We start from the raw sequence: 21,962 nt of genomic DNA, 5'->3' as shown, positions 1-21,962 counted from the left end.
TGATTTTGCTCCCGGGTGCGCAAGAGGGCCTGCCCGGACAGCGCTCCCGATACGATCCGCGCCCCCGCGCGGCGCCGGACGGTACGGTTCCGCGGGCGGCCCGCGGTCGGGTTCGCGGGCGCGCGCCGCCCCGGTCCGCCCGGTTCCGCCCGGCGGTCCGCAACCGTCGCGGGCCCGTGGCGCGTCATTGCCGGAAGTCGCCCATCCGTTCGCATGAGGCGTCGACCGTCTGTGAGACGGCACTATTGTGGGCGGGATTGCAGTACGACTTCAGGGAGCGCATGACGTGCGGCCGGTAGGCAGCAAGTACCTGCTCGAGGAACCGCTGGGCCGCGGCGCCACGGGCACCGTGTGGCGGGCGAGGCAGAACCAGACGGCCGGCGCCGAGGCGGCCGTGCCGGGCCAGCCCGGCGAGACGGTGGCGATCAAGGTCCTCAAGGAGGAGCTGGCCAACGACCCCGATGTGGTCATGCGCTTCCTGCGGGAGCGCTCCGTCCTGCTCCGCCTCCAGCACCACAACATCGTCCGTACGCGCGACCTCGTCGTCGAGGGCGACCTCCTCGCCCTCGTGATGGACCTGGTCCAGGGGCCGGACCTGCACCGCTATCTGCGGGAGAACGGCCCGTTCTCGCCGGTGGCCGCCGCGCTGGTGACCGCGCAGGTCGCCGACGCGCTCGCCGCGAGCCACGCGGACGGCATCGTCCACCGCGACCTCAAGCCCGCCAACGTGCTGCTGGCCGAGGGCCCCGAGGGCATGCGCCCGATGCTCACCGACTTCGGCATCGCGCGGCTCGCCGATTCGCCGGGCCTGACCCGTACCCAGGAATTCGTCGGCACCCCCGCCTATGTGGCGCCCGAGTCGGCCGAGGGCCGCCCGCAGACGTCCGCCGTGGACATCTACGGCGCGGGCATCCTGCTCTACGAACTGGCCACCGGGCAGCCGCCGTTCACGGGCGGCTCCGCCCTGGAGATGATCCACCGCCACCTCGGGGAGGAGCCGGCGCGTCCGCCGAGCATGCCCGACCCGCTGTGGACGGTCACCGAGCGGTGCCTGCGCAAGCGCCCCGATGAGCGGCCCAGCGCGGTCAGCCTCGCGAACGCGCTGCGCACCGTCGCCTCCGGCATCAGCGCACAGGCCACGCCCGAGCAGGCAGCGGCGGCGATGGGAGTCGCCGGGCTGCTCGCGCCCGACCCCGCTCCGGCGTCGGTGCCCGAGTCCGGCCAGGGCGGCGGAGCCGCAGCGGCGGCAGGCGGAGCCGTGGCGGGTGCTGCCGCCGGTGCCGCGGCGGGTGCCGCGGCGGGCAACGCCGACCCCACACAGGTGCTGCCGAACTCGCCGCCCGCACAGAACCAGCAGGGCCAGGGCGGCGGCTTCGACCCGAACGCGCCCACCAGCTATCTGCCGCAGTCGCAAGGCAGCGGTCAGGGCCAGGGCGGACCCTCGGGCTCCGGCCAGGGCCCCAATGCCGACCCGACACAGGTCATGCCCCCCGTCCCCGGAGCGCCGCCACCGCCCGCGCACTCGCCGGACGCCGGTCAGCCCGACGGCCCGCACCCCTGGGAAAGCCAGATGCGCGCCGCCCGCGACCGCAACGAGCAGACGCAGGTCCAGCCGCTCGACCCGAGCATGGACCCGCTGCGCCGCCGCCCGCAGCGCCAGGCGCCTCCGCAGCAGCCGCCGCCCGCGCGGCGCCGCCCGTCCCAGCAGGAGTACTACGGGCAGCAGCAGCGCCGTCCCGCGCAGCCGCCTCCGCAGCGCTACGAGCCCGAGCCGCCGCCCCGCCGCGAGCCGCGCCCCCGGCGCGAGCCGAGGCAGCGCAGTGCGAATCCGATGCACATTCCCGGCCTCGGATGTCTCAAGGGCTGTCTGTTCATGATCCTGCTTCTGGTGGTGGCGGCAGTACTGGTGTGGAATCTCACGCCGCTTCCCACGTGGTGGGAGCAGGGCAAGAGTTTCTGGGAGTCGGTGCAGAACCTGTTCGACGAGATCGGGAATCTGATCGACAGCGCTCCCAAATAGCCTTCCGAGTACGCGAGTTCGGAGATTTGTCGACTTCCTGAGCGGGAATTCCCCCTCGAAAGTGACGGTTAGTGCGCTCCCGGCCCCTCAACCCCCCTTCCGGCGCGTAGTTTTGTCGCTATGGCACGGAAGATCGGCAGTCGCTACACCGCTCACCGGATCCTCGGCCGCGGCAGCGCCGGCACGGTGTGGCTCGGCGAAGGTCCCGACGGTCCCGTCGCGATCAAGCTCCTGCGCGAGGACCTCGCCAGCGACGAGGACCTCGTGGAGCGGTTCGTGCAGGAGCGCAGCGCCCTGCTCTGCCTCGACCACCCCAGCGTCGTCGGCGTCCGCGACCTGGTCGTGGACGGCAGCGACCTCGCGCTCGTCATGCAGTTGGTGCGCGGTACGGATCTGCGCACGCGCCTGGAGCACGACCGCCGCATCGCACCGCAGCCCGCGGTCTCGATCGCGGCGGACGTGGCGGACGGCCTGGCGGCGGCGCACGCCGCGGGCATCGTCCACAGGGACGTCAAGCCCGAGAACGTACTGCTGGACGCGCTGGCCCCGGCCGGTCCGGGCGGTGCGCCGCCCGCGCTGCTCACGGACTTCGGCGTCGCCAAGCTGATCGACTCGCCCCGTACGACGCGGGCCACGTCGATCATCGGCACCCCCGACTATCTGGCGCCCGAGATCGTGGAGGGCCTGCCGCCCCGCGCGTCCGTCGACATATACGCCCTGGCCACGGTGCTCTACGAACTCCTCGCCGGATTCACGCCGTTCGGCGGGGGCCACCCGGGCGCGGTGCTGCGCCGGCACGTCACGGAGTCGGTCGCTCCGCTCCCCGGCATCCCCGACGAGCTGTGGCTGCTGATCCACCAGTGCCTCGCCAAGGCGCCCGCGTCCCGGCTGCGCGCCGTCGAAGTGGCGGCGCGCCTGCGGGAGTTGCTGCCCGACCTGGAGGGTCTGCCGCCGCTGGACATCGACGAACAGCCCGAGGACTCCTACGACTCGTACGGCTCCTACGACTACGGCGAGACCTCCGGCCCCGGCGGCGAGTACGGCTCCGACGCCGCGTACGGCGAAGGCCATGCGGAGGCCCGGACCGGCGGCGGCACCGTGCCGGACCAGCACGGCCGTACGGCAGCGACCACCGCGGCGGGCCACGGTGCCGGGCGGCAGTCCGCGGGCGCCGGCCACTCGGGGCCGGGGCAGTCCGGCCCAGGCCACCCCGGCTCGGGCGACTCAGGGAGCGGTCACGGCCATGGCACAGCGGCGTCCGGCCGTCCACGCCGTGCGGCGGTCCCGCTGGTGCACGGCGGCGCGAGCCCCGACTCCAACCGCGACACCCACACGAGCATGCGCGTGCCGGGCGCCGACGAACTCGCGGGCGGAGCGCACGGCACGGCCCGCGCACCGCGTGCCGCGGGCGAGCCGCGTGCGGGTTCCGCCCGTAACCCGCTTTCGGCCGCGGCAGCACGGCGCCGCAGGATCAAACTCGGCGCCGGAGCGGCCGTGATCGCGGCGGTCGCGGGCTTCGGCGGATGGCTGGCCGCGTCCGGGGACGACGGCGAGACCACGCAGCCGGCGCCCGCGGTGGAACACCCGGAGCAGCCCTGACCCCGGGGCCGGGCCCGATCCCGCCAGGATCGGCCCCGGGCTGACCCCGGACCGGAGGGCCCGCCCGCAGACCGGAAGCGGGCGCCTCCGTAAAAGCCGTCAGGCCCGCGGCCAGGCCGCGTCCGCGCCCCCGCGGGAAGCGGACCCGGGCGTGGAACGGCCGCATCGCCCAGCCGTTAGGGTGGAGGTGTGGCGATCCCCGATTTCCCCGAAGAGCTCAAGTCCCTCCGCTCCACCATGGAGTCGATCGAGGCCGTGATGGACCTCGGCAGGATGAGGGGCGACATCGCCTCCCTCGAGGAGGAGGCCGCCGCCCCCGACCTGTGGGACGACGTGGAGAACGCGCAGAAGATCACCAGCAAGCTGTCCTATCTCCAGGGCCAGCTCCGCAAGGTGGAGGAGCTGCGCTCACGCATCGACGACGTCGAGGTGCTCTTCGAACTTGCGGGCAGCGAGGACGACGCCGACGCACGAGGCGAGGCGGAGACCGAGCTGGAGGCGCTGCGGAAGTCCGTGGACGAGCTGGAGGTGCGCACCCTCCTCTCCGGCGAGTACGACCCCCGTGAGGCGGTCGTCAGCGTGCGCGCGGAGGCGGGCGGCGTCGACGCCGCGGACTTCGCCGAGCAGCTCATGCGCATGTATCTGCGCTGGAGCGAGCGCAGGGGCTATCCCACCGAGGTCTACGACACCAGCTACGCGGAGGAGGCGGGCATCAAGTCCGCGACCTTCGCGGTCAAGGCGCCCTACGCCTACGGCACTCTCTCCGTCGAGCAGGGCACGCACCGCATGGTGCGCATCTCGCCGTTCGACAACCAGGGCCGCCGCCAGACGTCGTTCGCGGGCGTCGAGGTGCTGCCGGTGGTGGAGCAGGTCGACCACATCGACATTCCCGAGAACGAGTTGCGGATCGACGTGTTCCGCTCTTCCGGTCCGGGCGGCCAGTCGGTCAACACCACCGACTCCGCGGTCCGTATGACCCACATCCCCACGGGCATCGTCGTCTCCTGCCAGAACGAGAAGTCCCAGATCCAAAACCGCGCCGCCGCGATGCGCGTGATGCAGTCACGTCTGCTCGCCCACCGCCGCCAGGAGGAGCAGGCGAAGATGGACGCGCTCAAGGGGGACGGGGGCAACTCCTGGGGCAGCCAGATGCGTTCGTACGTCCTGCACCCGTACCAAATGGTGAAGGACTTGCGGACGGAATATGAAGTCGGCAATCCGCAGGGCGTTCTCGACGGGGATATCGACGGCTTTCTGGAAGCGGGCATCCGCTGGCGCAAGCAGCAGGAGCAGCAGGACGAGGGCTGAACGAGCCGCCCGTAAGCGGGGGATGAGCTTCCGTAAGAGCCACGTCCGCATAACGATTCGTACCGCACCCCGTGAACTCCCAGCGCAGCACGGCCAATTCACGTCCTTCTCGCTTGACTGAGGTGCGGAAAATGGGAAAGCTGTTCGCTCGCATGCCTGTGTCAGGGGCGCGTGCGGGGGTGAAGAGGCGGACAGATTCCGTGTCCCGGCAAGAGGCTCCGCAGCCCGTCACACAGCTGCTCCATTGAAAAATGAAACTACTGGGGGTAGTTGGCCAATGATCAAATCGAAGACGCGGCTGCGTGTGGCGCGCGTCGCCGCCGGCACGGTGTTCGCCGTCGGCGCCTCGCTCACCGCTGCGGGTGCCGCGCAGGCCGCTGACAGCAGCGGCTCGTCTGCCGCACAGGAGGACGGCCTCGTCGGCGGCCTCCTCGGCGGTGTGATCGGCGGTGGCGACAGCGGCGGTGACAGCGGCGGCGACACCGAGGGTTCCACCGGTGGCGACACCGGCGGCGACACCGAGGGCACCGTGAGCGGAGGCGTCGACGGCGGCGTCGGCGGCGACACCGAGGGCACCTCCGGTGGTGACGACGGCGGCACCACCACGACGGGCGGCGACACCGAGGGCACCACCGGCGGTGACGACGGCGGCAGCACCACCACGACCGGCGGCGACACCACCGGCGGCGACGACGGTGGCGACACCGGCGGCGAGGAGCCTGCCACCATCGGCGGCTCCGGCGGCGGTGACGACACCTGCGACCTGAACGACGACAGCGTCGACTGCGAGGGCGGCAACACCCAGCCCGACAGCACCGGCAGCCAGCCCGAGCAGCCGCAGGCCCCGAAGGAAGAGCTGGCCGACACCGGCTCCGCCGAGACGACCTACCTGCTGGTCGGCGCCGCGACGATGATCGCGGGCGGTGTGGCGTTCCGTGTCATGCCGCGCATGATCAACCGTCGTACGGCCGCCTGAGGTCCGTAGGCGTCAAGCACACCGACGAGGGACCCGGAGCGCAGCACGAAGCGCGCTCCGGGTCCTTCGTACGTATGTCACGTGCGTGTGCCGAGGGGCGTCCCCAAGGGCGATCGGCGTGGAGGATCGTCGGCGCAGAAGATCAACTGCCGCGGAGAACCGGGCCGGTCACCCACCGCCGTGGTACGGCTACACGCCTCTTACGGGTGTCCCATACGCCTGGGAGGCTCGTACGGCTACGCGCCTCGTATGCGCCCGGTGCCTCTCCAGGGCTACGCGGTGGCCATGCGCTGGGCGACGAGCGCCACCGTCAGCAACGCCAGCAGCAGCGCGAACAGCGCCGCGGGGGAGAGGCTCGCGAACGGCGACTCCCGGTGCAGACGCTCACGGTGCGCACGGCAGACCGCGCAGCGGCCTTCGCTCACTGGGCCGGCACAGTTGGCACACACCAGTCGGTCGCATGTCATGCGAACTCCTCTCAGTCTGCCAACGACGCCGGGGAGTGACCGGTTCCCCTGGGGCTTGCCCGGGCCGCCTCCCGCGGCCCTCCACTCCACTGTGCCAGCATCCGCCCGCGAGTGCAGTGGCTCCGCCCCGTCCGCACCGCCGCGGGCCCTCCGGCCGTACGGACCCGGAGAAAAGGACCGGGAATATGGTGCTTTGTCGTAAAGGGCACGTGACCAAGCCCACCAACAACGAACGCCGACTGCGCGCCGTGCGGCGGTTCGCGTAAGGTCGCCACATTCGACGGTGAGCCGCCACGCGGCTTCCGCTGCCCCTGCCCCAGGCCGACATGGTGTATCCGTGATCCGATTCGACAGCGTCTCCAAGTCCTACCCCAAGCAGAACCGCCCTGCGCTGCACGATGTCTCGCTGGACATCGAGCGCGGCGAGTTCGTCTTCCTGGTGGGCTCGTCCGGCTCCGGCAAGTCCACCTTCCTGCGGCTGATCCTTCGCGAGGAGCGTGCCAGCCAAGGTCAGGTGCACGTACTGGGCAAGGACCTCGCCCGGCTGTCCAACTGGAAGGTGCCGCAGATGCGCCGCCAACTGGGCACCGTCTTCCAGGACTTCCGGCTGCTGGCCAACAAGACGGTCGGTGAGAACGTCGCGTTCGCGCTCGAAGTCATCGGCAAGTCCCGGGTGCAGATCCGCAAGACGGTCCCGGAGGTGCTCGACCTGGTGGGCCTCGGAGGCAAGGGCGACCGCATGCCCGGGGAGCTCTCCGGCGGTGAGCAGCAACGCGTCGCCATCGCCCGCGCGTTCGCGAACCGTCCCATGCTGCTGATCGCGGACGAGCCGACCGGCAACCTGGACCCGCAGACTTCCGTCGGAATCATGAAGCTGCTGGACCGGATCAACCGGACCGGCACGACAGTGGTGATGGCCACGCACGACCAGCAGATCGTCGACCAGATGCGTAAGCGCGTCGTGGAGCTGGAGCGGGGCCGGCTCGTGCGTGACCAGACGCGCGGTGTCTACGGCTACCAGCACTGAGCCGCCGGCGGGCGGTCGCCGGCGCTGCGTCCGGCGGGCCCGCCGTCGAACAGGCTGAGCAGTCTGAGCAGTTGAGACGGCAACACACTGAAAGGACGCCATGCGCGCCCAGTTCGTAGCGTCGGAGATCAGCGTCGGTCTCCGCCGGAATCTCACGATGACCTTCGCGGTGATCGTGTCGGTAGCCCTGTCTCTGGCCCTCGCGGGCGGTTCCCTGCTCGCCCGCGAACAGGTCAGCACGATGAAGGGCTACTGGTACGACAAGGTCCAGGTGTCGGTCTACCTGTGCAACGAGAACGACGCTGACTCCGACCCGAACTGCGCCAAGGGCGCCGTCACCGCGCAGCAGAAGGACCAGATCCGCACGGAGTTGCAGAAGCTCCGGGTGGTCGACAAGGTCTACCACGAGTCGGCCGACGAGGCTTACAAGCACTACAAGGAGCAGTTCAAGGACTCTCCGCTCGCCGACTCCCTCACCCCGGACCAGATGCAGGAGTCCTACCGCGTCAAGCTCAAGGACCCCACCAAGTACCGGGTGTTGCAGACCGCGTTCTCCGGCAGACCAGGGGTGCAGGAGGTGCAGGACCAGCGGAACCTGCTGGAGAACCTCTTCAACCTCCTCAACGGCATGAACATCGCTGCCCTGTTCGTGATGGGGCTGATGCTGGTCGTCGCGCTGCTGCTGATCGTCAACACCGTCAGGGTCTCGGCGTTCAGCCGCCGCCGTGAGACGGGCATCATGCGGCTGGTCGGCGCGTCCAGCTTCTACATCCAGATGCCGTTCATCCTCGAGGCGGCGATCGCGGGCCTCATCGGTGCGGGATTCGCCTGCGTGCTGCTGCTCGGCGGCAAGTTCTTCCTCATCGACAGCTGGCTCGCCGAGAAGATCGCGCTCATCAACTTCATCGGCTGGGACGCCGTGTTCAAGGTGCTGCCGCTGCTCGTCGCGGTGGGGATTCTGATGCCCGCGGTGGCCGCGTTCTTCACGCTGCGCAAGTACTTGAAGGTGTGACGCACGACGCTGGCGCCGTACGGCCAACGGCCCGTGCGGCGCCCCTCGTCTGGCTTAGACTCCGAATCATGTCGGACTCGTGGTATTCCGCCCCATCCCCCGACAAACGCAGGGGAAGCTCCCGGCAGTTGCGCCGCGGGGCGGGTCTGGCACTGGTCTTCGCGAGCGTTCTTGCGACGGGCGCGGCCACCGGTGCCTGGGGCGACGGCGTACGGGCCTTCGCGGGCTCGCGAGACATGTCGGCGGGGGAGTCCTCCGCCGAGGCGGACTTCGCCGGCGGTACGTTCGGCGACGCCACGAGCAGAGCGTCCGGCCTGGACGACGAGACCGGACGGGTACGGGGCGACGGAGCCACCGCGGGTGAGGCCGAGGAGGCAGAGCAACTCGTCAGCCGCAGCGGCGACCGCTGGTCCTCCGCCTACACCGCCCGCGAGTACGAGGGGCTGCAACAGACCCTCGACGGCGAGTACGTGGGCGTCGGCGTCTCCGTCCGGCGCGAACGGGACTCCCGGGGCACGCCGTCCGTCGCCGTGGCCCGGGTCGCACCCGGCAGCCCGGCTCACCGTGCGGGAGTGCGCCCCGGTGACCGGCTGCGTGCCGTCGACGGCGAGGACGTCTCCGAGAATCCCGTCACCGACGTGGTGGCGCGGCTGCGCGGCGCGGAGACCGGCGGCCGTTCCGCCGAGTCCTCGCCGCTGGGCAGCAGCGTGGAGCTGGAACTCGACCGCGACGGACGGCAGTGGAAGGAGAGACTGCGCCGGACGCGGCTCAGCGCCGACGCCGTCACCGTGGACCACATGGGGCAGGGCGTCACGCGCATCAAGGTCTCCTCCTTCACCAAGGGCTCCGCGCGCCAGGTGCACGAAGCGGTCGCCCGCGATGTACCGGCGGGCTCCGGAGTCCTGCTCGACCTTCGCGGCAACTCCGGCGGCCTCGTCGAGGAGGCGGTCGCCGCGGCCTCGGTCTTCCTCGACGGCGGTCTCGTCGCCACCTACGAGGACCACGGCGAGCAGCGCGCCCTCTACGCGGACAGCGCTACGGGCGCGGCGGCCGGCGGAAGGGCGGCGCCGCCGCTGGTGGTGCTCGTCGACGGCGGCACGATGAGCGCCGCGGAACTGCTGACCGGCGCCTTGCAGGACCGAGGCCGGGCCGTGGTCGTGGGCTCCCGCACCTTCGGCAAGGGGTCGGTGCAGATGCCGCGGAAGCTGCCGGACGGCTCCGTAGCGGAACTCACCGTCGGCCACTACGCCACACCCTCGGGGCGTTCGCTCGATGGGCAGGGCATCATGCCGGACCTGCCGATCGACGCCGGGTGGGACGCGGCGGAGCGGGCCCGCACGGTATTGAGTGGCCTGGAGGCCCGGTCGTAGTGGGAGAATGGCCGGGCTATGGCGAAGAAGGACGACAAGAAGAAGAGCAAGGCCAAGAAGGCCGAGGACGCCCGGGGCGGCCGTAAGCTCATCGCGCAGAACAAGAAGGCCCGCCACGACTACCACATCCTCAACACCTACGAGTGCGGCATCGCGCTCACGGGCACCGAGGTCAAGTCGCTGCGCCAGGGCCGGGCTTCGCTGGTCGACGGCTTCGCCCAGCTCGACGGCGGCGAGGTGTGGCTGCACAACGTGCACATCCCCGAGTACGCGCAGGGCACTTGGACGAACCACACGGCCCGGCGCAAGCGGAAGCTGCTGCTGCACCGCTACGAGATCGACAAGCTGATCGGCAAGACCCAGGAGACGGGTCACACTCTGGTGCCGCTCCAGCTCTATTTCCTCAACGGGCGCGCGAAGGTGGAGATCGCGCTCGCGAAGGGCAAGAAGGAGTACGACAAGCGGCACGCGCTGCGGGAGAAGCAGGACCGCCGCGAGTCGGACCGCGCGATGGCGGCGGCACGGCGGCGGCAGCGGGTCCGGGCCTGAGGCGGGTCGCGGCGCGCGAGGGTGCCGTGTGTGCGGAGCGTTCGGTGGCCCATACTTAGCGTGACGAGGTCGAGTGCGTACGCCGGTACGGGCCGGTTCCGGCGCGGGTCCGGGGCACGCGGCGGGGGGCGGGAATACGAAGGCGTCCGAATCGGTTGGTGCTGGTGTGGCCGGGTCCCGTACCATGTCCACAGCGCCGCCCCGCCGGGCGTCGTGGGTTGTCAACTCAACATGGGGATGATCGGTTTCGACAGCGGATGTCGAAGCAGGTGAAGCGAGCCGAGGAACGCGGCAATGATCTCGTTAACCATGTGCCGCAAAAAAATAATCGCCAATTCGAAGCGCGATTCCTTCGCCCTCGCTGCCTGAGCAGCGAGCGTGAAGTGTCAGCCCGGGTGCGTTCCCGACCCGGATCCTGGCATCAGCTAGGGGACTCACCGCGTAGACCCGGTCACGGGGTCTGCCGGGACACAGAACAGTGACTGGGCCCGTCGGAGACTTGTCCACGTGATCTCCGGGGCCGAGAAAATCGAAGTGGACTGCGCTCGGAGAAGCCCTTCTTCTGCTCCGTTGGACGCGGGTTCGATTCCCGCCATCTCCACTCGGTCGAGGGCGACGTGTGTCCGCGGAAAGCGCGGACCGGGTCGCCCTCGTTGTGTTTTGCGCGGCTGGCGCCGCGCGGGGCGGGGGCTCCGCCACCCGCACCCCCGGCGGGGGCTTCGCCCCCTGGCACCCCCTTGGCGGGGGCTTCGCCCCCTGCCGCCCCGTGGGGGTTGCGCGCCGTGGTCGTCCCCGGGTCGTCGCCCCGGTGGTTCCCGGCGCTCCCGGTTCTCCCGGGCTCCGATCACTGCCTCTGCGTGGGGCTCGACCGATCAAAACCCTTGCGGGGCTTGTCAGTTGGGGCCGAGCGGCGGCACATGCTCTTCGTGTACGGAACGGCTCTGAGGGCCGCCACCCTCGGGTCCGGGATCAGCGATCCCGTCCGCTCCGCACCTCCCACACAGGATTCGCACAACCGCCGCCGACCCGCGTACCGGCAGGCGTCCGCCAGGCGCGGGCGGCGAATGTGCCCCCCGATTTCCGCTTCGTCCCGGGGGTGGAAGCAAGGGTGGGGCCGTAGGGTCCCGTGACCGTGACGCGGGTGCTCGTCGGTGGGCACAAAGCGCGTGACTGGGGCTTCGGTCGGCCCGTGGGTCCGTGCTGTGATGGGGGCATGGACCGTAAGGACAAGAATCCGGGGGACGGGCGCAGCCTCCCCGCTGAGTTGTACCTGCTCGCGTGCGACACCGAGAAGGAGAAGCTCACCAAGCGGGAAGTCATAGGCAGTGTGCTGCGTGCGGCTGTGCTCGTCGAGTTGACCGACCGTGGGTGCATCACGGACGACGACGGCAAGGTGCGCACCGTCGGTGACAGGCGTACGGGAGACCCGCTGCTCGACGAGGCGCTGCGGGGGATAGCGGCGGACAAGCCGCGAAAGTGGAAGGCGCTGGTGCAGCGGGAGCGCAAGCAGACGTTCCAGGCTGTGGAGCGGCAGTTGGAGAAGGACCGTGTGGTTCGCATCGAGCGGCGTACATGGCTCTCCGACCGGGTCGAGGTGAAGGACGCCGCGCTGGTGAAGCGGCTGCACGCGGAGGCCGTCGAGACGCTGACGGGCGGTCGTCCGGTCGGCGAATTCAGCACCAGGCAGGCCGCGTTGACGGCGCTGGCGGCGGTGGGCGGCTTCCCCACGGTCACTTCCGGCAAGGACCGGCGCGAGCACAAGAAGCGCATCAAGGAACTCACGGCGCGTGCCGGTGAGGCCGGGCCCGCGCTGAAGAAGGCGCTGGACGAGATGCAGATGACGAACGCGGCGATCATCGGTGCGGTCGCGTCCGCTGGGGCCAGCGGCCAGTAGGCGGCAGTACGCAGCGGGCCGGTGAGCGGCCCAGGGGAGCGCGACCGCGCGGAAAGGAGCGGGCGTATGGAGCAGCGGCATCCGCACGCCCGGTCCGGCCCCGCCGCCGGGCCGCCCGTACCCCTGGGCCCCGATTCGCTCACGTGGAAGTACTTCGGCGACTGGCGCGGGGTGCTGCTCGCCCCCTGGGCGGGTGCGATGCAGAACATGCACCCCGGGCTGGGCGCCGGAGTCGCCGAGCACTCCCGCTTCTTCGAGGAGCGGTGGCAGCGGCTTTTCCGCTCGCTGTATCCGATCGGCGGCGTCGTGTACGACGGGCCGCGTGCCGCCGAGACGGCCCGCCGGGTACGCGGGTACCACGACACGATCAAGGGCGTCGACGAGCAGGGCCGCCCGTATCACGCGCTCGATCCGGACACCTTCTACTGGGCGCACTCGACGTTCTTCATGCTCACGCTGCTCGTCGCCGACCGTTTCGGGCCGGGGCTGAGCGACGGCGAGAAGCGGCAGCTCTTCGACGAACATGTGCGCTGGTGGCGGCTGTACGGGATGACCATGCGGCCCGTGCCGGCGAGCTGGCCCGAATTCCAGGCGTACTGGGACCGGATGGCCCGTGAGGTGCTGGAGGACAACCGGCCCGCCCGCGATGTGCTCGACATCAGCCTCATCGCCAGGCCGCCCGCGCTGTCCTGGATGCCGTACGCGGCGTGGCGTGCGCTGCGGGGGCCGCTGGCCCGATTCACCGTCTGGTTCACGGTGGGGCTCTTCCCGGAGCCCGTGCGTGAGCGGCTCGGCCACCGGTGGACCGTACGGGACGAGCGGAGGCTGCGGCGCCTCGGGCGGATCGTCCATCACGCGTGGCGGCTGGTGCCGTTCAGGTACCGCTACCACCCGCGGGCGCGGGCGGGCTGGGAGCGGGAGGCGGGGCTGCGTGCGGCCGACGCGCCCCAAGTGGAGTCGCCCGTGAGGAATTCGCCGCTGCCGGAGGAGATGGACTCCCCCAAGCACTATGTGCCGCCGCAGGCGCCGGACTTGCGCTGATTGTTTCCCCGTGTGACACGGCGATGGCGCGGGGGCGAAGCACGCATTGCATTCTCCGTGCGGAAGCCCGGGGGTTGTTGACCCCCGCTGAGCGGCGTCGCTAGCTTCGACGGCATGCCCAATTCCGGTTTCACGCAGCGCCGTTCCGTGGATTTCCGGCGCGTCGCCTCCGCGCTGTGTAGCTGAGACCTCTCTCCGGCGCGCGGTTCCCCCACGCGGTCTCCGACGCCGTTCCGCTGCCGCTTTCCTTTCTCTTCTCTCACTTCCGATTGGCGCTTTCCGGCCGCCTGTTGCGCACTGCGCCGCCGCGGTCCGGTGGCGTATGCCCGTACCGCAGCAGCACCCGAACGAACCGGGAAACGAACATGCCCAGGCCCGCCCCTGATCAGCGACGACCCCGCCCGAGCGCCGTCGGCCGGCGACGGCGCCCGAACCGGCGCATGGCTCTCCTCGCCGCCTCCACCGCACCTTTGCTGCTGGTGAGTTGCACCCAGCAGGACGGTGCTGGAACGTCCGACGCGAAGCTCGCCAAGACCGAGATCCCCGCGAAGGTCTCACCGAAGACGACCTTGACGATCGGCGCCCCCGAGGACCGCGTACTGCTTCAACTCTCCGGCGCGGCAAGCAAATTGCCGTTCAAGGTGAAGTGGGCGAACATCAGCGGCGGCCCGCAGTGCTCCGAGGCGTTCCGCGCGCATTCGCTGGATCTGTGCGCCTCGGCCGAAGTGCCGTCCATACACGCGCACTGGACGGGCCTGGACACCAAGCTCGTCGCCGCGGAGACGCGCAAGGACCCGGCGAAGAACCCCATCTACCGGCTGGGCATCGCGCCCGGCGCCGGAATCGACTCGCTGAAGGACCTTCGCGGCAAGAGGATCGCCTTCAGCCCCGGGCAGGCGCAGGGGGCGCTGGTACTGCGCATCCTGCACAAGGCCGGGCTGAAGAAGGAGGACGTGAAGCTCGTCGAGATGCCAAGCACCGGCGACGTCTACTCGACGGCGCTCGGCGAGCACCAGGTCGACGCGGCGCCCCTCGGTGCGGTCAATCTCAAGCGCTATCCCGCCAAGTACGGCAAGCAGGGCGGCAAGACCATCGCGCACGGCCTGCGTGACGACGCCTCCCATCTGTGGGCGCCTACGGAGACCGTGGCAGATCCCCAGAAGGCCGCCGCCGTAAGGGAGTTCGTCAAGTTCTGGGCGCGTGCGCAGTTCTGGGCGTACGAGCACCCGAAGGAGTGGGTCGACGGCTACGCCGTGAAGGACCAGGGGCTCAGCCGTCAGGACGGCGAATATCTGCACAAGCACAACGGCGAGCCCGAGATACCCGCCGACTGGGACGCGGTGATCCGGCGGCAGCAGAAGACGATCGATCTGATCGCCAAGGAGACCGGCCGGAAGAGGTTCGACGCGGCCACGCTCTTCGACCGGCGCTTCGAGCATGTCGCGGCCGACGCCCTCAAGTCCTCGGACTCCGGCGAGGATTCGGAGGGGGAGAAGCCGTGAGCGCCGCCACCGCGCACACCCTCGGGCGCCTTACGGGCGCCGTGCGGCGGGCTCGCCCCCGCGCCTCGGCCGGGCCCCGGCTGGCCCCCGGCCGTCCGTTCCGTTTCGGCAAGGCCCTCGGCCCGGTGCTGCTGCTCGCCGTGTGGTCGGCGGGTTCCGCGGCCGGGCTGATCGAGCCGCGGCTGCTGTCGGCCCCGTGGACGGTGGTGACCACCGCGGGCGATCTGATCGGCGACGGACGCCTCCAGGGCCACCTCGCGTCCTCGGCGCAACGCGTCGCTCTGGGGCTGCTGTTCGGGACCCTGGCCGGGCTGCTGCTGGCGGTCGCCGCCGGACTCAGCCGCGTAGGCGAGGGACTGATCGACGGCCCAGTGCAGATCAAGCGGGCACTGCCGTCGCTGGCCCTGGTGCCGCTGCTGGTGCTGTGGTTCGGGATCGGCGAGTCGATGAAGGTCGTCACCGTCGCCCTCGCCGTCTTCGTGCCCGTCTACATCCACACTCACAACGGGCTGCGCACCATCGACAGCCGCTACGTCGAACTGGCGGAGACGGTACGGCTGAAGCGCGGCCTCTTCATACGCCATGTCGTGCTGCCGGGGGCGCTGCCCGGCTTCCTGCTCGGCATGCGCTTCGCCGTGACGTCGGCCTGGCTCGCCCTCGTCGTCGTCGAACAGGTCAACGCCACCAGCGGACTCGGATACATGATGGAGCTGGCACGCACCTACGGACAGACCGAGATCATCATCGTCGGGCTGGTCGTCTACGGGCTGCTGGGCCTCCTCTCCGACGGGCTGGTGCGATACGCGGAGAGGAAGGTGCTGTCATGGCGACGGACACTCGCGAGCTGAACGGCGGCACGGCACGTGCCCGTACGGCCGTGCGCATCCAAGATCTGGAGCGTTCGCTCGGGGAACGGAAGATACTCGACGGGCTCGAACTCGACATCGCGGCAGGGGAGTTCGTGGCGCTGCTCGGGCGCAGCGGCTCCGGCAAGTCGACGCTGCTGAGGGCCCTGGCGGGCCTCGACCACGGTGTCGCGGGCCAGGGGCTGCTGAGCGCGCCCGCGAACGTCTCCGTCGTCTTCCAGGACGCCCGGCTGCTGCCGTGGAAGAGGGTCCTGGACAACGTGCTGCTGGGCCTGGCCGGTCCGGACGCACATCAGCGCGGTCGTGCCGCGCTCGGCGAAGTCGGCCTGTCCGGACGGGAGTCGGCGTGGCCGGTGGAGCTGTCCGGCGGTGAACAGCAGCGTGTGTCGCTGGCCCGCTCCCTTGTACGCGAGCCCGAACTGCTGCTGGCCGACGAGCCGTTCGGGGCGCTGGACGCCCTGACCCGCATCCGCATGCACAAGTTGCTGCGGAAGCTGTGCGCGGCGCACCGTCCGGCCGTGCTGCTGGTGACGCACGACGTGGACGAGGCGATCGAACTCGCCGACCGGGTCGCCGTGTTGGAGGACGGCCGTATCACCGCGGACGTGCCGGTGGAGCTGGACGGGGCGGGCGGCCACGGCTCCCGCGAGTACACGGCGCTGCGCGAGTCGCTGCTGGCGCGGTTGGGCGTCGACGCGGCCGAGCGTTCCCGTGACGGCGCGGCACCCGGCGAAGAACCGTTCGGCGGCGAGGAGTTGTCGGGCGGCCAGGCGCCCGAGGATCAGCCGACCGACGACCAGGGACCCGGCCGCTCCGGTGAGCGCGAGAAGCAGGAGGTGCCCGCATGAGTGCGCAAAGCGCGGACCCCCGCACCAGGCAGTTGCACCTCAATCTCTTCGTCTACCCGGGCGGCCACCATGAGGCGGCCTGGCGGCACAGCGTGTCCCCTGACCCCGACCGGCTGCTGGACATCCGCTTCTACCAGGACCTCGCCCGTGCGGCGGAACTGGCCGCCTTCGACGGGGTGTTCTTCGCCGACGGCCCCGCCCTCGCCGACAACGTCCGCTACGCGAGCCGCTTCCGTCTCGAACCCTTCACCTGGCTGTCGGCCGTCGCCGCCGCCACCGAGCGGATCGGGCTCATCGCGACCGCGTCCACCACCTACACCGAGCCGTACAACCTGGCCCGGCTCTTCGCCTCCCTCGACCACCTCAGCGGCGGCAGGGCGGGCTGGAACATCGTCACCACGGGAGCGCCGCAGGCCGCCCGCAACTTCGGCCTCGACGCACACCCCGTGCACGCCGAACGCTACGAGCGCGCCCGCGACTTCCTCGAAGCCGTCGGCAAACTCTGGGACAGCTGGGAGGACGGCGCGCTCGTCGCCGACCGTCGCAGCGGCCTCTTCGCCGACACCGACCGCATCCACACAGTCGATCACGAAGGGCCGCTGCTGAAGGTGCGCGGCCCGCTCAACATCCCCCGCTCCCCGCAGGGCAGACCCGTCTATGTGCAGGCCGGTTCGTCGGAGGACGGCAGGGCCTTCGCCGCGCGATACGCGGAGGCCGTCTTCACCGCGCACCAGACCCTCCGCAGCGGTCAGGAGTTCTACGCGGACATCAAGCAGCGTGCCGCCCGACTCGGCCGCGATCCGGGGAAGTTGCTGGTGCTGCCCGGCATCAGCCCGTTCATCGCGTCGACGGAGTCGGAGGCCCGACGGCTGCACCAGGAGTTCAACGAGCTTACGCAGCCCGAGTATTCGCTGGAACTGCTCCACCGTCTGCTCGGAGTCCGGCTGACGCAAGGGGAGTTGGACGGGCCCGTTCCGCGCGAGCTGATCGAGACCGGAGGCGAACGCGGCAACGGCAGCCGCTTCCAGCTCGTTCTCGACATCGTGGAGCGTGAACAGCCCACCGTGCGGGAGCTGTTGCACCGGCTGGCGGGCGCTCGCGGCCATCGCGTCATCGCGGGAACGCCCGAGCAGGTCGCCGGTCAGCTTCAGCAGTGGTACGAGCAGGGTGCGGCCGACGGGTTCAATGTGATGCCGCCGTGGCTGCCGGGCGGTTTCGACGTGTTCGCCGCCCAGGTCGTGCCGATCCTGCGCGAACGCGGCCTGTTCCGCAGCGAGTACGAGGGCGGCACGCTACGCGAACACTACGGACTGGCACGGCCGTTGAGCCGCTACGAAGCCGCGCGGAGCGCCGCGGCTCCCGTCGCCTGACGGGGAAGCGGCCCGCCGGAGGAGCGGCGGCCCCTCCGGCGGGCCCGTGTCTGGCCCGTCCCGGCGTCGTGCCAGACCCGCTCAGGGCTGCCCCGGCAGCTCCCCGCAGCCCGAACCGGCCGCCTTGCCTTCGAGCCGGTCGGTCAGCCAGCCGATCGCGTCGCCCTGGTCCACGAGCAGCGGCGCCACGTGGTTGGTGAGCAGGCCGTCGCCGAGGTTCGGCAGCTTCACGGGCTTGTAGGTGACGTTCGCGCCCTTCTCGCACCAGTCCACCGCGAGCCCGCGTGCCTGCTCGTGCCCGACGATGTCGTCCTCGGTGCCGGTCGCCACGCGCACGGGCGTCCTCGGCTTCAGCGAGCCGATGCGCTGTGCGTCGAGCGTGGCCCGCAGCTTCGGCTCGTCCGCGATGATCTCGGTGAGGGACTTGCCGGTGATCGTCCAGTCCCTGCTCTGCTTGAAGCCGTAGGAGAAGATCGCGTCGCCTATGCAGCGGGTGGACAGATCGTCCAGGGCGGCCTTGCCCTCGGAGTTGATGTTCCTCTCGGCGATCTCCTCCAGGGACGGGTCGGACTGGAGGAAGCCGTTGATGGACCAGCCGAGGGCGCCCGCCAGCGCGCTGCCGTCGATGCCCTTGACGACCTCGGTGAGATCGGCGGGCGGCGCACCGGCGTAGGCACCGGCGAGCTTCACGTCGGGCGCGTAGGACGGCTGGAGTTCGGCGGCGGAGGCACTGGCGCCGCCGCCTTGGCTGTAGCCGTACAGACCGACGCGCGAGCGCTCGCCGACCGACGCCCCGTCCAGGTTCCTGGCGGCGCGCACCGCGTCCAGCAGCGCGTGGCCCTCGTCGCGCCGGTCCACATAGGTGTGCAGCCGGTCGGTGGCGCCGAGCCCCGCGTAGTCGGTGACGACGACGGCGACCCCGGCGGCGAGCAGCCGGTAGACGGCCAGGTCCTCGTAACCGACGGACACGGAACGGCCGTTGAACGAGATCGGATGCTCCAGCCCCAGCGACGCGGCGCACTGGTCGCCCTGCCCCATCGTGCCCGGCGCAAGCGCGATCATCGGGCGGGGCCCCTCGCCCTTCCAGTCCGCCGAGGGCTCGATATAGGCGCCGGTCACCGCGACCGGATCGCCGCCCGAGTCGGTGGACTTGTACATCAGCCGGGTCGCCTCGCCGGGGAGCGGACCGTGCGGTCCGGGCAGGCTGAGGCCGAGCGGCAGCGGCTCGGAGCGGACCAACGCGCCGTCGGCGTCCGGCAGTTGCGCGGGCGGGTCGTAGAACGCGGGGACCTGCGAGTCCGGCGCGACCGGACGTTCGGGCCCGGTGGCCGCACCGGCGGGCGCGGACTGCGCAGCCACACATGTGAGAGCGACGACGGCCGTGGCCGCCAGCCGGGCGCCGTGCCGGAGGATCGTACGTGCGCGGTGGTCGGTGGAGGTCTGTCCCATCGCTCTCTCCCCTCGCTGCGCTCCTTTGCGGAGTGGGGGGAACGCTAAGGGCAAGCGCGTACCACCGGTAACCCGTCGGTACGTTACGCTAGAGTAACTATTGCGCGGTCAACTACCGAGCGTCCGGTGTCGGTACCCGCTCCGTGTCCGAACTCGCCCGCCCGCGGCGCCACTTGGTCCCTACGACAGCCGTCGACGCCGCCGCGGCGGCGAGGAGCGCGGCAGCCGGCGGCACCGTGAAAGCGGCGGGATGCGGCAGATGTTCCGCCGCCCAGCCCGCGGCGGCCGACCCCGCCGCGATTCCCGTCAGCAGAGCGGTGACGGCCAAGGTCATGCCCTCGTTCAGCCGTGCCGCCGGAACGGTCCCCTGGATCAGCGTCATGCCGGTGACCATCGCGGGGGCCGCGCCCCCGTACCGGCCATGAGCAAGGCCGCCGCGCCCGCCGTGAAGGCGCGGGCCCCGGGCACCGTGAACAGCCGTGCGTACGGGGCGAGTCGGCGTGTGCGCGTACGTGCGGGCCTACGCGTAGGCGGGCTTGTACGCGGACCCGGCCGACGCACGGGCCCGGCGCCCGGCCGGGTCCCCTCGTCCTCCGTCGTGTGTGCGATCAGCGTGTGGCCTGTCAGCCCGAGAAGAGTCCTGCCGCCGGACGGGGGGCGATGGTGCCGTGCACGGCGGGGTACGGCGGAGTCGGGCATTGCGCGAGCCTCCTGGCCGTCGGGCCCCGGGCCAACCGGTTTTCCGGCTCGCGCGGCGCGCCCCTTGCGCCCAGGAAATCGCTGGCCGCCGCCCGTTGGAGCGTGCTGAGGTGGCTTCGTGACCACCTCTTCGCAGCCACCGTCGTACGACAGCCCGCAGCCCAGCGGCGATCCGTCGGCCGGGACGCTCGCCTGGGCCGCCCGATGCCTGGGCTCCGGAGCGGGTGCCGCCGTGCGCGCCGTTCGCCCGTTGAGCGGCGGGAGCCATGCCTCGACTCACCTGCTGGAGGCGGTCGTTACGCAGCAGCAGGCCGTGCTGCGGCGCTTCCCGCACGGCGACGACTCGGCGGCCCGCGAGGCGAAGGTCCTGGCGGTGCTTGACGGCCTCGACGGTTTCGCCCCGCGACTGCTGGGCGTCGATCCGCACGGCGAACACTGCGGCATGCCCGCCGTCTTGATCACCCGGCTTCCGGGGCGGGCCGACATCACCCCCGACGATCCGGACGCGGCGGCTGCCGCCCTCGGGCACGCACTGGCCCGCCTCCACGCCGTCCCCGCCACCCGGCTCAGCGGGTTCCGGGACGGCATGACCGCGATCCGCAGCAGCACGGGCCCGGCCGCGGCGGCGTTGCAGGGACATGCCGAACGGCTCGCCGCGCAGCCGCGGGTGCTGACCCACTACGACTACTGGTCGGGCAACGTGCTGTGGCACGACGGCATGCTCACCGGCGTCATCGACTGGGACGGCGCGGGCCTGGCGCCCCGCGGCTTCGACGTCGGCTGGTGCCGCCTCGACCTCGCCCTGCTGCACGGCGCCCGCACCACCGCCGCCGACTCGTTCTCCGCCGCCTACCGGGACGCGTCCGGCGTTTCGTCGCCCGACGAGCCGCTGTGGGACCTCTACACCCTCGCCCGCTCCCACCGCTCCGTGGAGACCTGGGTCCCCAACTACGCGGGCCTCGGCCGCACCGACCTCACCCCCGGCGAACTCCGCCGCCGGCATTCGGCGTGGACTGACCGGTGTCTGGGGGCCGTCGGCGCGTAGGACGCCGTTTCGCCGGGTGATGCGGCGGTGAACGGCGGGTCCTTCCCTACGTGGACGGCATGTCGCCCGGCTCGGGTGGCTTGCGGTCGACCGCCAAGTACCGTGCGCGGAGGCGGGTGAAGGCCGTTTCCCGCGGCCGGTGCGGGAGGAATTCCTTGATCAGCGCGGCACATTCACGCGGGCTCCTCGCAGTGGTGTCGCACTCGAAGTCGTAGTCGCCATGCTGGTGGACCACGTCGTACTGAAGCGCCGCAAGGCCGGAGGGGCGATCGCCACGAGCCTCTTCGCGCCGGGCCAGCTCCTCTCGTGAGCAGTGGACGCCGACGAACACCACGTCCTGAGGGCACAGCACGGTCAGGCAGTCGATCAGCCGCCATGGCTCGCTGAGCACATGGTCTACGACGACGTCGTTGCCCGCCTCGGCCATGGCCGCGATCGAGCGGTGAAAGCCCATCCTCGTCCGCCGAAGAGCGGCGTCGAGATCCTGCTGAGGCAGGCTCCGCTTCGTGCGCATCGCGTTGAAGCCGTCAACCGCCATATGGAAGAAGACACCGTCGTCGAGGATGCCGAGCAGCTCCCGGGCGATGCTCGACTTGCCCGAACTGGAGGTGCCGTTGAGGAAGATGATCCGGCCAGCCGTCATACGGACACGATCACATGACGCCCGATCGCGACGGGCTGCGCCGGGGCGACGTGCGCGGCAGCGGCCGGGAGCGCGCCGAGTCCCGGCCTCGGTTGCGGCCTCAAGTCCCGGACGGCGTACGCGAGTCGGCGCCTGGCGGTCGTGGGCTGCGGTTCGCGGCGGAGCCCGCGGACGAGTGGGGCGTGGTGCGCCGGGCCCTCGGAAAGATCGCGTGGGTTGAGTTCGGCCTGTCACCGGCTTGTCACAACTCTGTCCAATCAGTAAGCAAAAAAGCACA

19 protein-coding genes and 1 other RNA gene are annotated in these 21,962 nt (G+C 71.0%); 16 read left to right on the top strand and 4 right to left on the bottom strand.

Annotated elements, in window-relative coordinates; translation table 11 throughout:
- The first annotated feature begins 286 nt into the window (after nucleotides 1-286).
- From MMA15_RS09235 to MMA15_RS09220, 4 genes are all read left to right on the top strand, one after another.
- Nucleotides 287-2,020: a serine/threonine-protein kinase gene (locus tag MMA15_RS09235; protein ID WP_241058637.1), complete on the top strand. Its 1,734-nt coding sequence runs from the start codon at nucleotides 287-289 to the stop codon at nucleotides 2,018-2,020.
- Nucleotides 2,021-2,140: 120 nt separating this feature from the next.
- Nucleotides 2,141-3,619 (top strand): serine/threonine-protein kinase, encoded by a 1,479-nt coding sequence (locus tag MMA15_RS09230; RefSeq protein WP_241058636.1) that lies wholly within the window; start codon nucleotides 2,141-2,143, stop codon nucleotides 3,617-3,619.
- A gap of 189 nt (nucleotides 3,620-3,808) precedes the next feature.
- A complete protein-coding gene (prfB, locus tag MMA15_RS09225; protein ID WP_241058635.1) occupies nucleotides 3,809-4,927 on the top strand; it encodes a peptide chain release factor 2 in 1,119 nt (372 codons plus the stop codon).
- 277 nt (nucleotides 4,928-5,204) lie between these two features.
- Nucleotides 5,205-5,903 carry an LPXTG cell wall anchor domain-containing protein gene (locus tag MMA15_RS09220; protein WP_241058634.1) on the top strand — a complete coding sequence of 233 codons (699 nt, stop codon included), beginning with the start codon at nucleotides 5,205-5,207 and terminating at the stop codon, nucleotides 5,901-5,903.
- 272 nt (nucleotides 5,904-6,175) lie between these two features.
- Here the strand turns inward: MMA15_RS09220 and MMA15_RS09215 are convergent, their stop codons facing one another.
- Nucleotides 6,176-6,370 carry a hypothetical protein gene (locus tag MMA15_RS09215; RefSeq protein ID WP_241058633.1) on the bottom strand — a complete coding sequence of 65 codons (195 nt, stop codon included), beginning with the start codon at nucleotides 6,368-6,370 and terminating at the stop codon, nucleotides 6,176-6,178.
- A gap of 337 nt (nucleotides 6,371-6,707) precedes the next feature.
- Between MMA15_RS09215 and ftsE the strand changes: the two genes are divergently transcribed.
- The 11 genes from ftsE (at nucleotide 6,708) to MMA15_RS09160 (ending at nucleotide 17,849) form a co-directional block, all read left to right on the top strand.
- Entirely contained in the window at nucleotides 6,708-7,397 is a 690-nt protein-coding gene (gene ftsE, locus MMA15_RS09210) for a cell division ATP-binding protein FtsE (RefSeq protein ID WP_241058632.1), read from the top strand.
- 100 nt (nucleotides 7,398-7,497) lie between these two features.
- On the top strand, nucleotides 7,498-8,409 hold the full coding sequence (gene ftsX, locus MMA15_RS09205) for a permease-like cell division protein FtsX (RefSeq protein ID WP_241058631.1): 912 nt from the start codon (nucleotides 7,498-7,500) through the stop codon (nucleotides 8,407-8,409).
- 68 nt (nucleotides 8,410-8,477) lie between these two features.
- Nucleotides 8,478-9,779 (top strand): S41 family peptidase, encoded by a 1,302-nt coding sequence (locus tag MMA15_RS09200; RefSeq protein ID WP_241058630.1) that lies wholly within the window; start codon nucleotides 8,478-8,480, stop codon nucleotides 9,777-9,779.
- A gap of 18 nt (nucleotides 9,780-9,797) precedes the next feature.
- Nucleotides 9,798-10,328: an SsrA-binding protein SmpB gene (gene smpB, locus MMA15_RS09195; protein ID WP_241058629.1), complete on the top strand. Its 531-nt coding sequence runs from the start codon at nucleotides 9,798-9,800 to the stop codon at nucleotides 10,326-10,328.
- A gap of 233 nt (nucleotides 10,329-10,561) precedes the next feature.
- Nucleotides 10,562-10,932: a transfer-messenger RNA gene (gene ssrA / locus MMA15_RS09190) on the top strand.
- A 609-nt stretch (nucleotides 10,933-11,541) separates the two neighbouring features.
- Complete coding sequence (locus MMA15_RS09185; protein WP_241058628.1) at nucleotides 11,542-12,222, top strand: GOLPH3/VPS74 family protein; 681 nt, start codon at nucleotides 11,542-11,544, stop codon at nucleotides 12,220-12,222.
- A gap of 66 nt (nucleotides 12,223-12,288) precedes the next feature.
- Nucleotides 12,289-13,263 carry an oxygenase MpaB family protein gene (locus tag MMA15_RS09180; RefSeq protein ID WP_241058627.1) on the top strand — a complete coding sequence of 325 codons (975 nt, stop codon included), beginning with the start codon at nucleotides 12,289-12,291 and terminating at the stop codon, nucleotides 13,261-13,263.
- Nucleotides 13,264-13,703: 440 nt separating this feature from the next.
- Complete coding sequence (locus MMA15_RS09175) at nucleotides 13,704-14,765, top strand: ABC transporter substrate-binding protein (RefSeq protein WP_241058626.1); 1,062 nt, start codon at nucleotides 13,704-13,706, stop codon at nucleotides 14,763-14,765.
- On the top strand, nucleotides 14,762-15,613 hold the full coding sequence (locus MMA15_RS09170; protein ID WP_372498215.1) for an ABC transporter permease: 852 nt from the start codon (nucleotides 14,762-14,764) through the stop codon (nucleotides 15,611-15,613). Before MMA15_RS09175 ends, MMA15_RS09170 begins: the two co-directional genes overlap by 4 nt.
- Nucleotides 15,589-16,479 (top strand): ABC transporter ATP-binding protein, encoded by an 891-nt coding sequence (locus tag MMA15_RS09165; RefSeq protein ID WP_372498214.1) that lies wholly within the window; start codon nucleotides 15,589-15,591, stop codon nucleotides 16,477-16,479. The genes MMA15_RS09170 and MMA15_RS09165 overlap by 25 nt, the downstream gene beginning before the upstream one ends.
- On the top strand, nucleotides 16,476-17,849 hold the full coding sequence (locus MMA15_RS09160; protein WP_241058625.1) for an LLM class flavin-dependent oxidoreductase: 1,374 nt from the start codon (nucleotides 16,476-16,478) through the stop codon (nucleotides 17,847-17,849). Before MMA15_RS09165 ends, MMA15_RS09160 begins: the two co-directional genes overlap by 4 nt.
- A gap of 81 nt (nucleotides 17,850-17,930) precedes the next feature.
- Here the strand turns inward: MMA15_RS09160 and MMA15_RS09155 are convergent, their stop codons facing one another.
- Together MMA15_RS09155 and MMA15_RS09150 are read right to left on the bottom strand one after the other, a co-directional pair.
- Complete coding sequence (locus MMA15_RS09155; protein ID WP_241058624.1) at nucleotides 17,931-19,298, bottom strand: alpha/beta fold hydrolase; 1,368 nt, start codon at nucleotides 19,296-19,298, stop codon at nucleotides 17,931-17,933.
- Nucleotides 19,299-19,410: 112 nt separating this feature from the next.
- Nucleotides 19,411-19,680, bottom strand: coding sequence for a hypothetical protein (locus MMA15_RS09150; protein WP_372498213.1), 270 nt, complete (start codon nucleotides 19,678-19,680; stop codon nucleotides 19,411-19,413).
- 435 nt (nucleotides 19,681-20,115) lie between these two features.
- Between MMA15_RS09150 and MMA15_RS09145 the strand changes: the two genes are divergently transcribed.
- Entirely contained in the window at nucleotides 20,116-21,042 is a 927-nt protein-coding gene (locus MMA15_RS09145) for a phosphotransferase family protein (protein ID WP_241058623.1), read from the top strand.
- Between the two features lie 46 nt (nucleotides 21,043-21,088).
- Here the strand turns inward: MMA15_RS09145 and MMA15_RS09140 are convergent, their stop codons facing one another.
- Nucleotides 21,089-21,685: a chloramphenicol phosphotransferase CPT family protein gene (locus tag MMA15_RS09140; RefSeq protein ID WP_241058622.1), complete on the bottom strand. Its 597-nt coding sequence runs from the start codon at nucleotides 21,683-21,685 to the stop codon at nucleotides 21,089-21,091.
- Between the last annotated feature and the right edge of the window lie 277 nt (nucleotides 21,686-21,962).

Source organism: Streptomyces marispadix, assembly GCF_022524345.1.
Taxonomy (GTDB): domain Bacteria; phylum Actinomycetota; class Actinomycetes; order Streptomycetales; family Streptomycetaceae; genus Streptomyces; species Streptomyces marispadix.
Note: the sequence above shows the minus strand (reverse complement) of the source record. Positions and strands in the feature narration are given on the sequence as shown.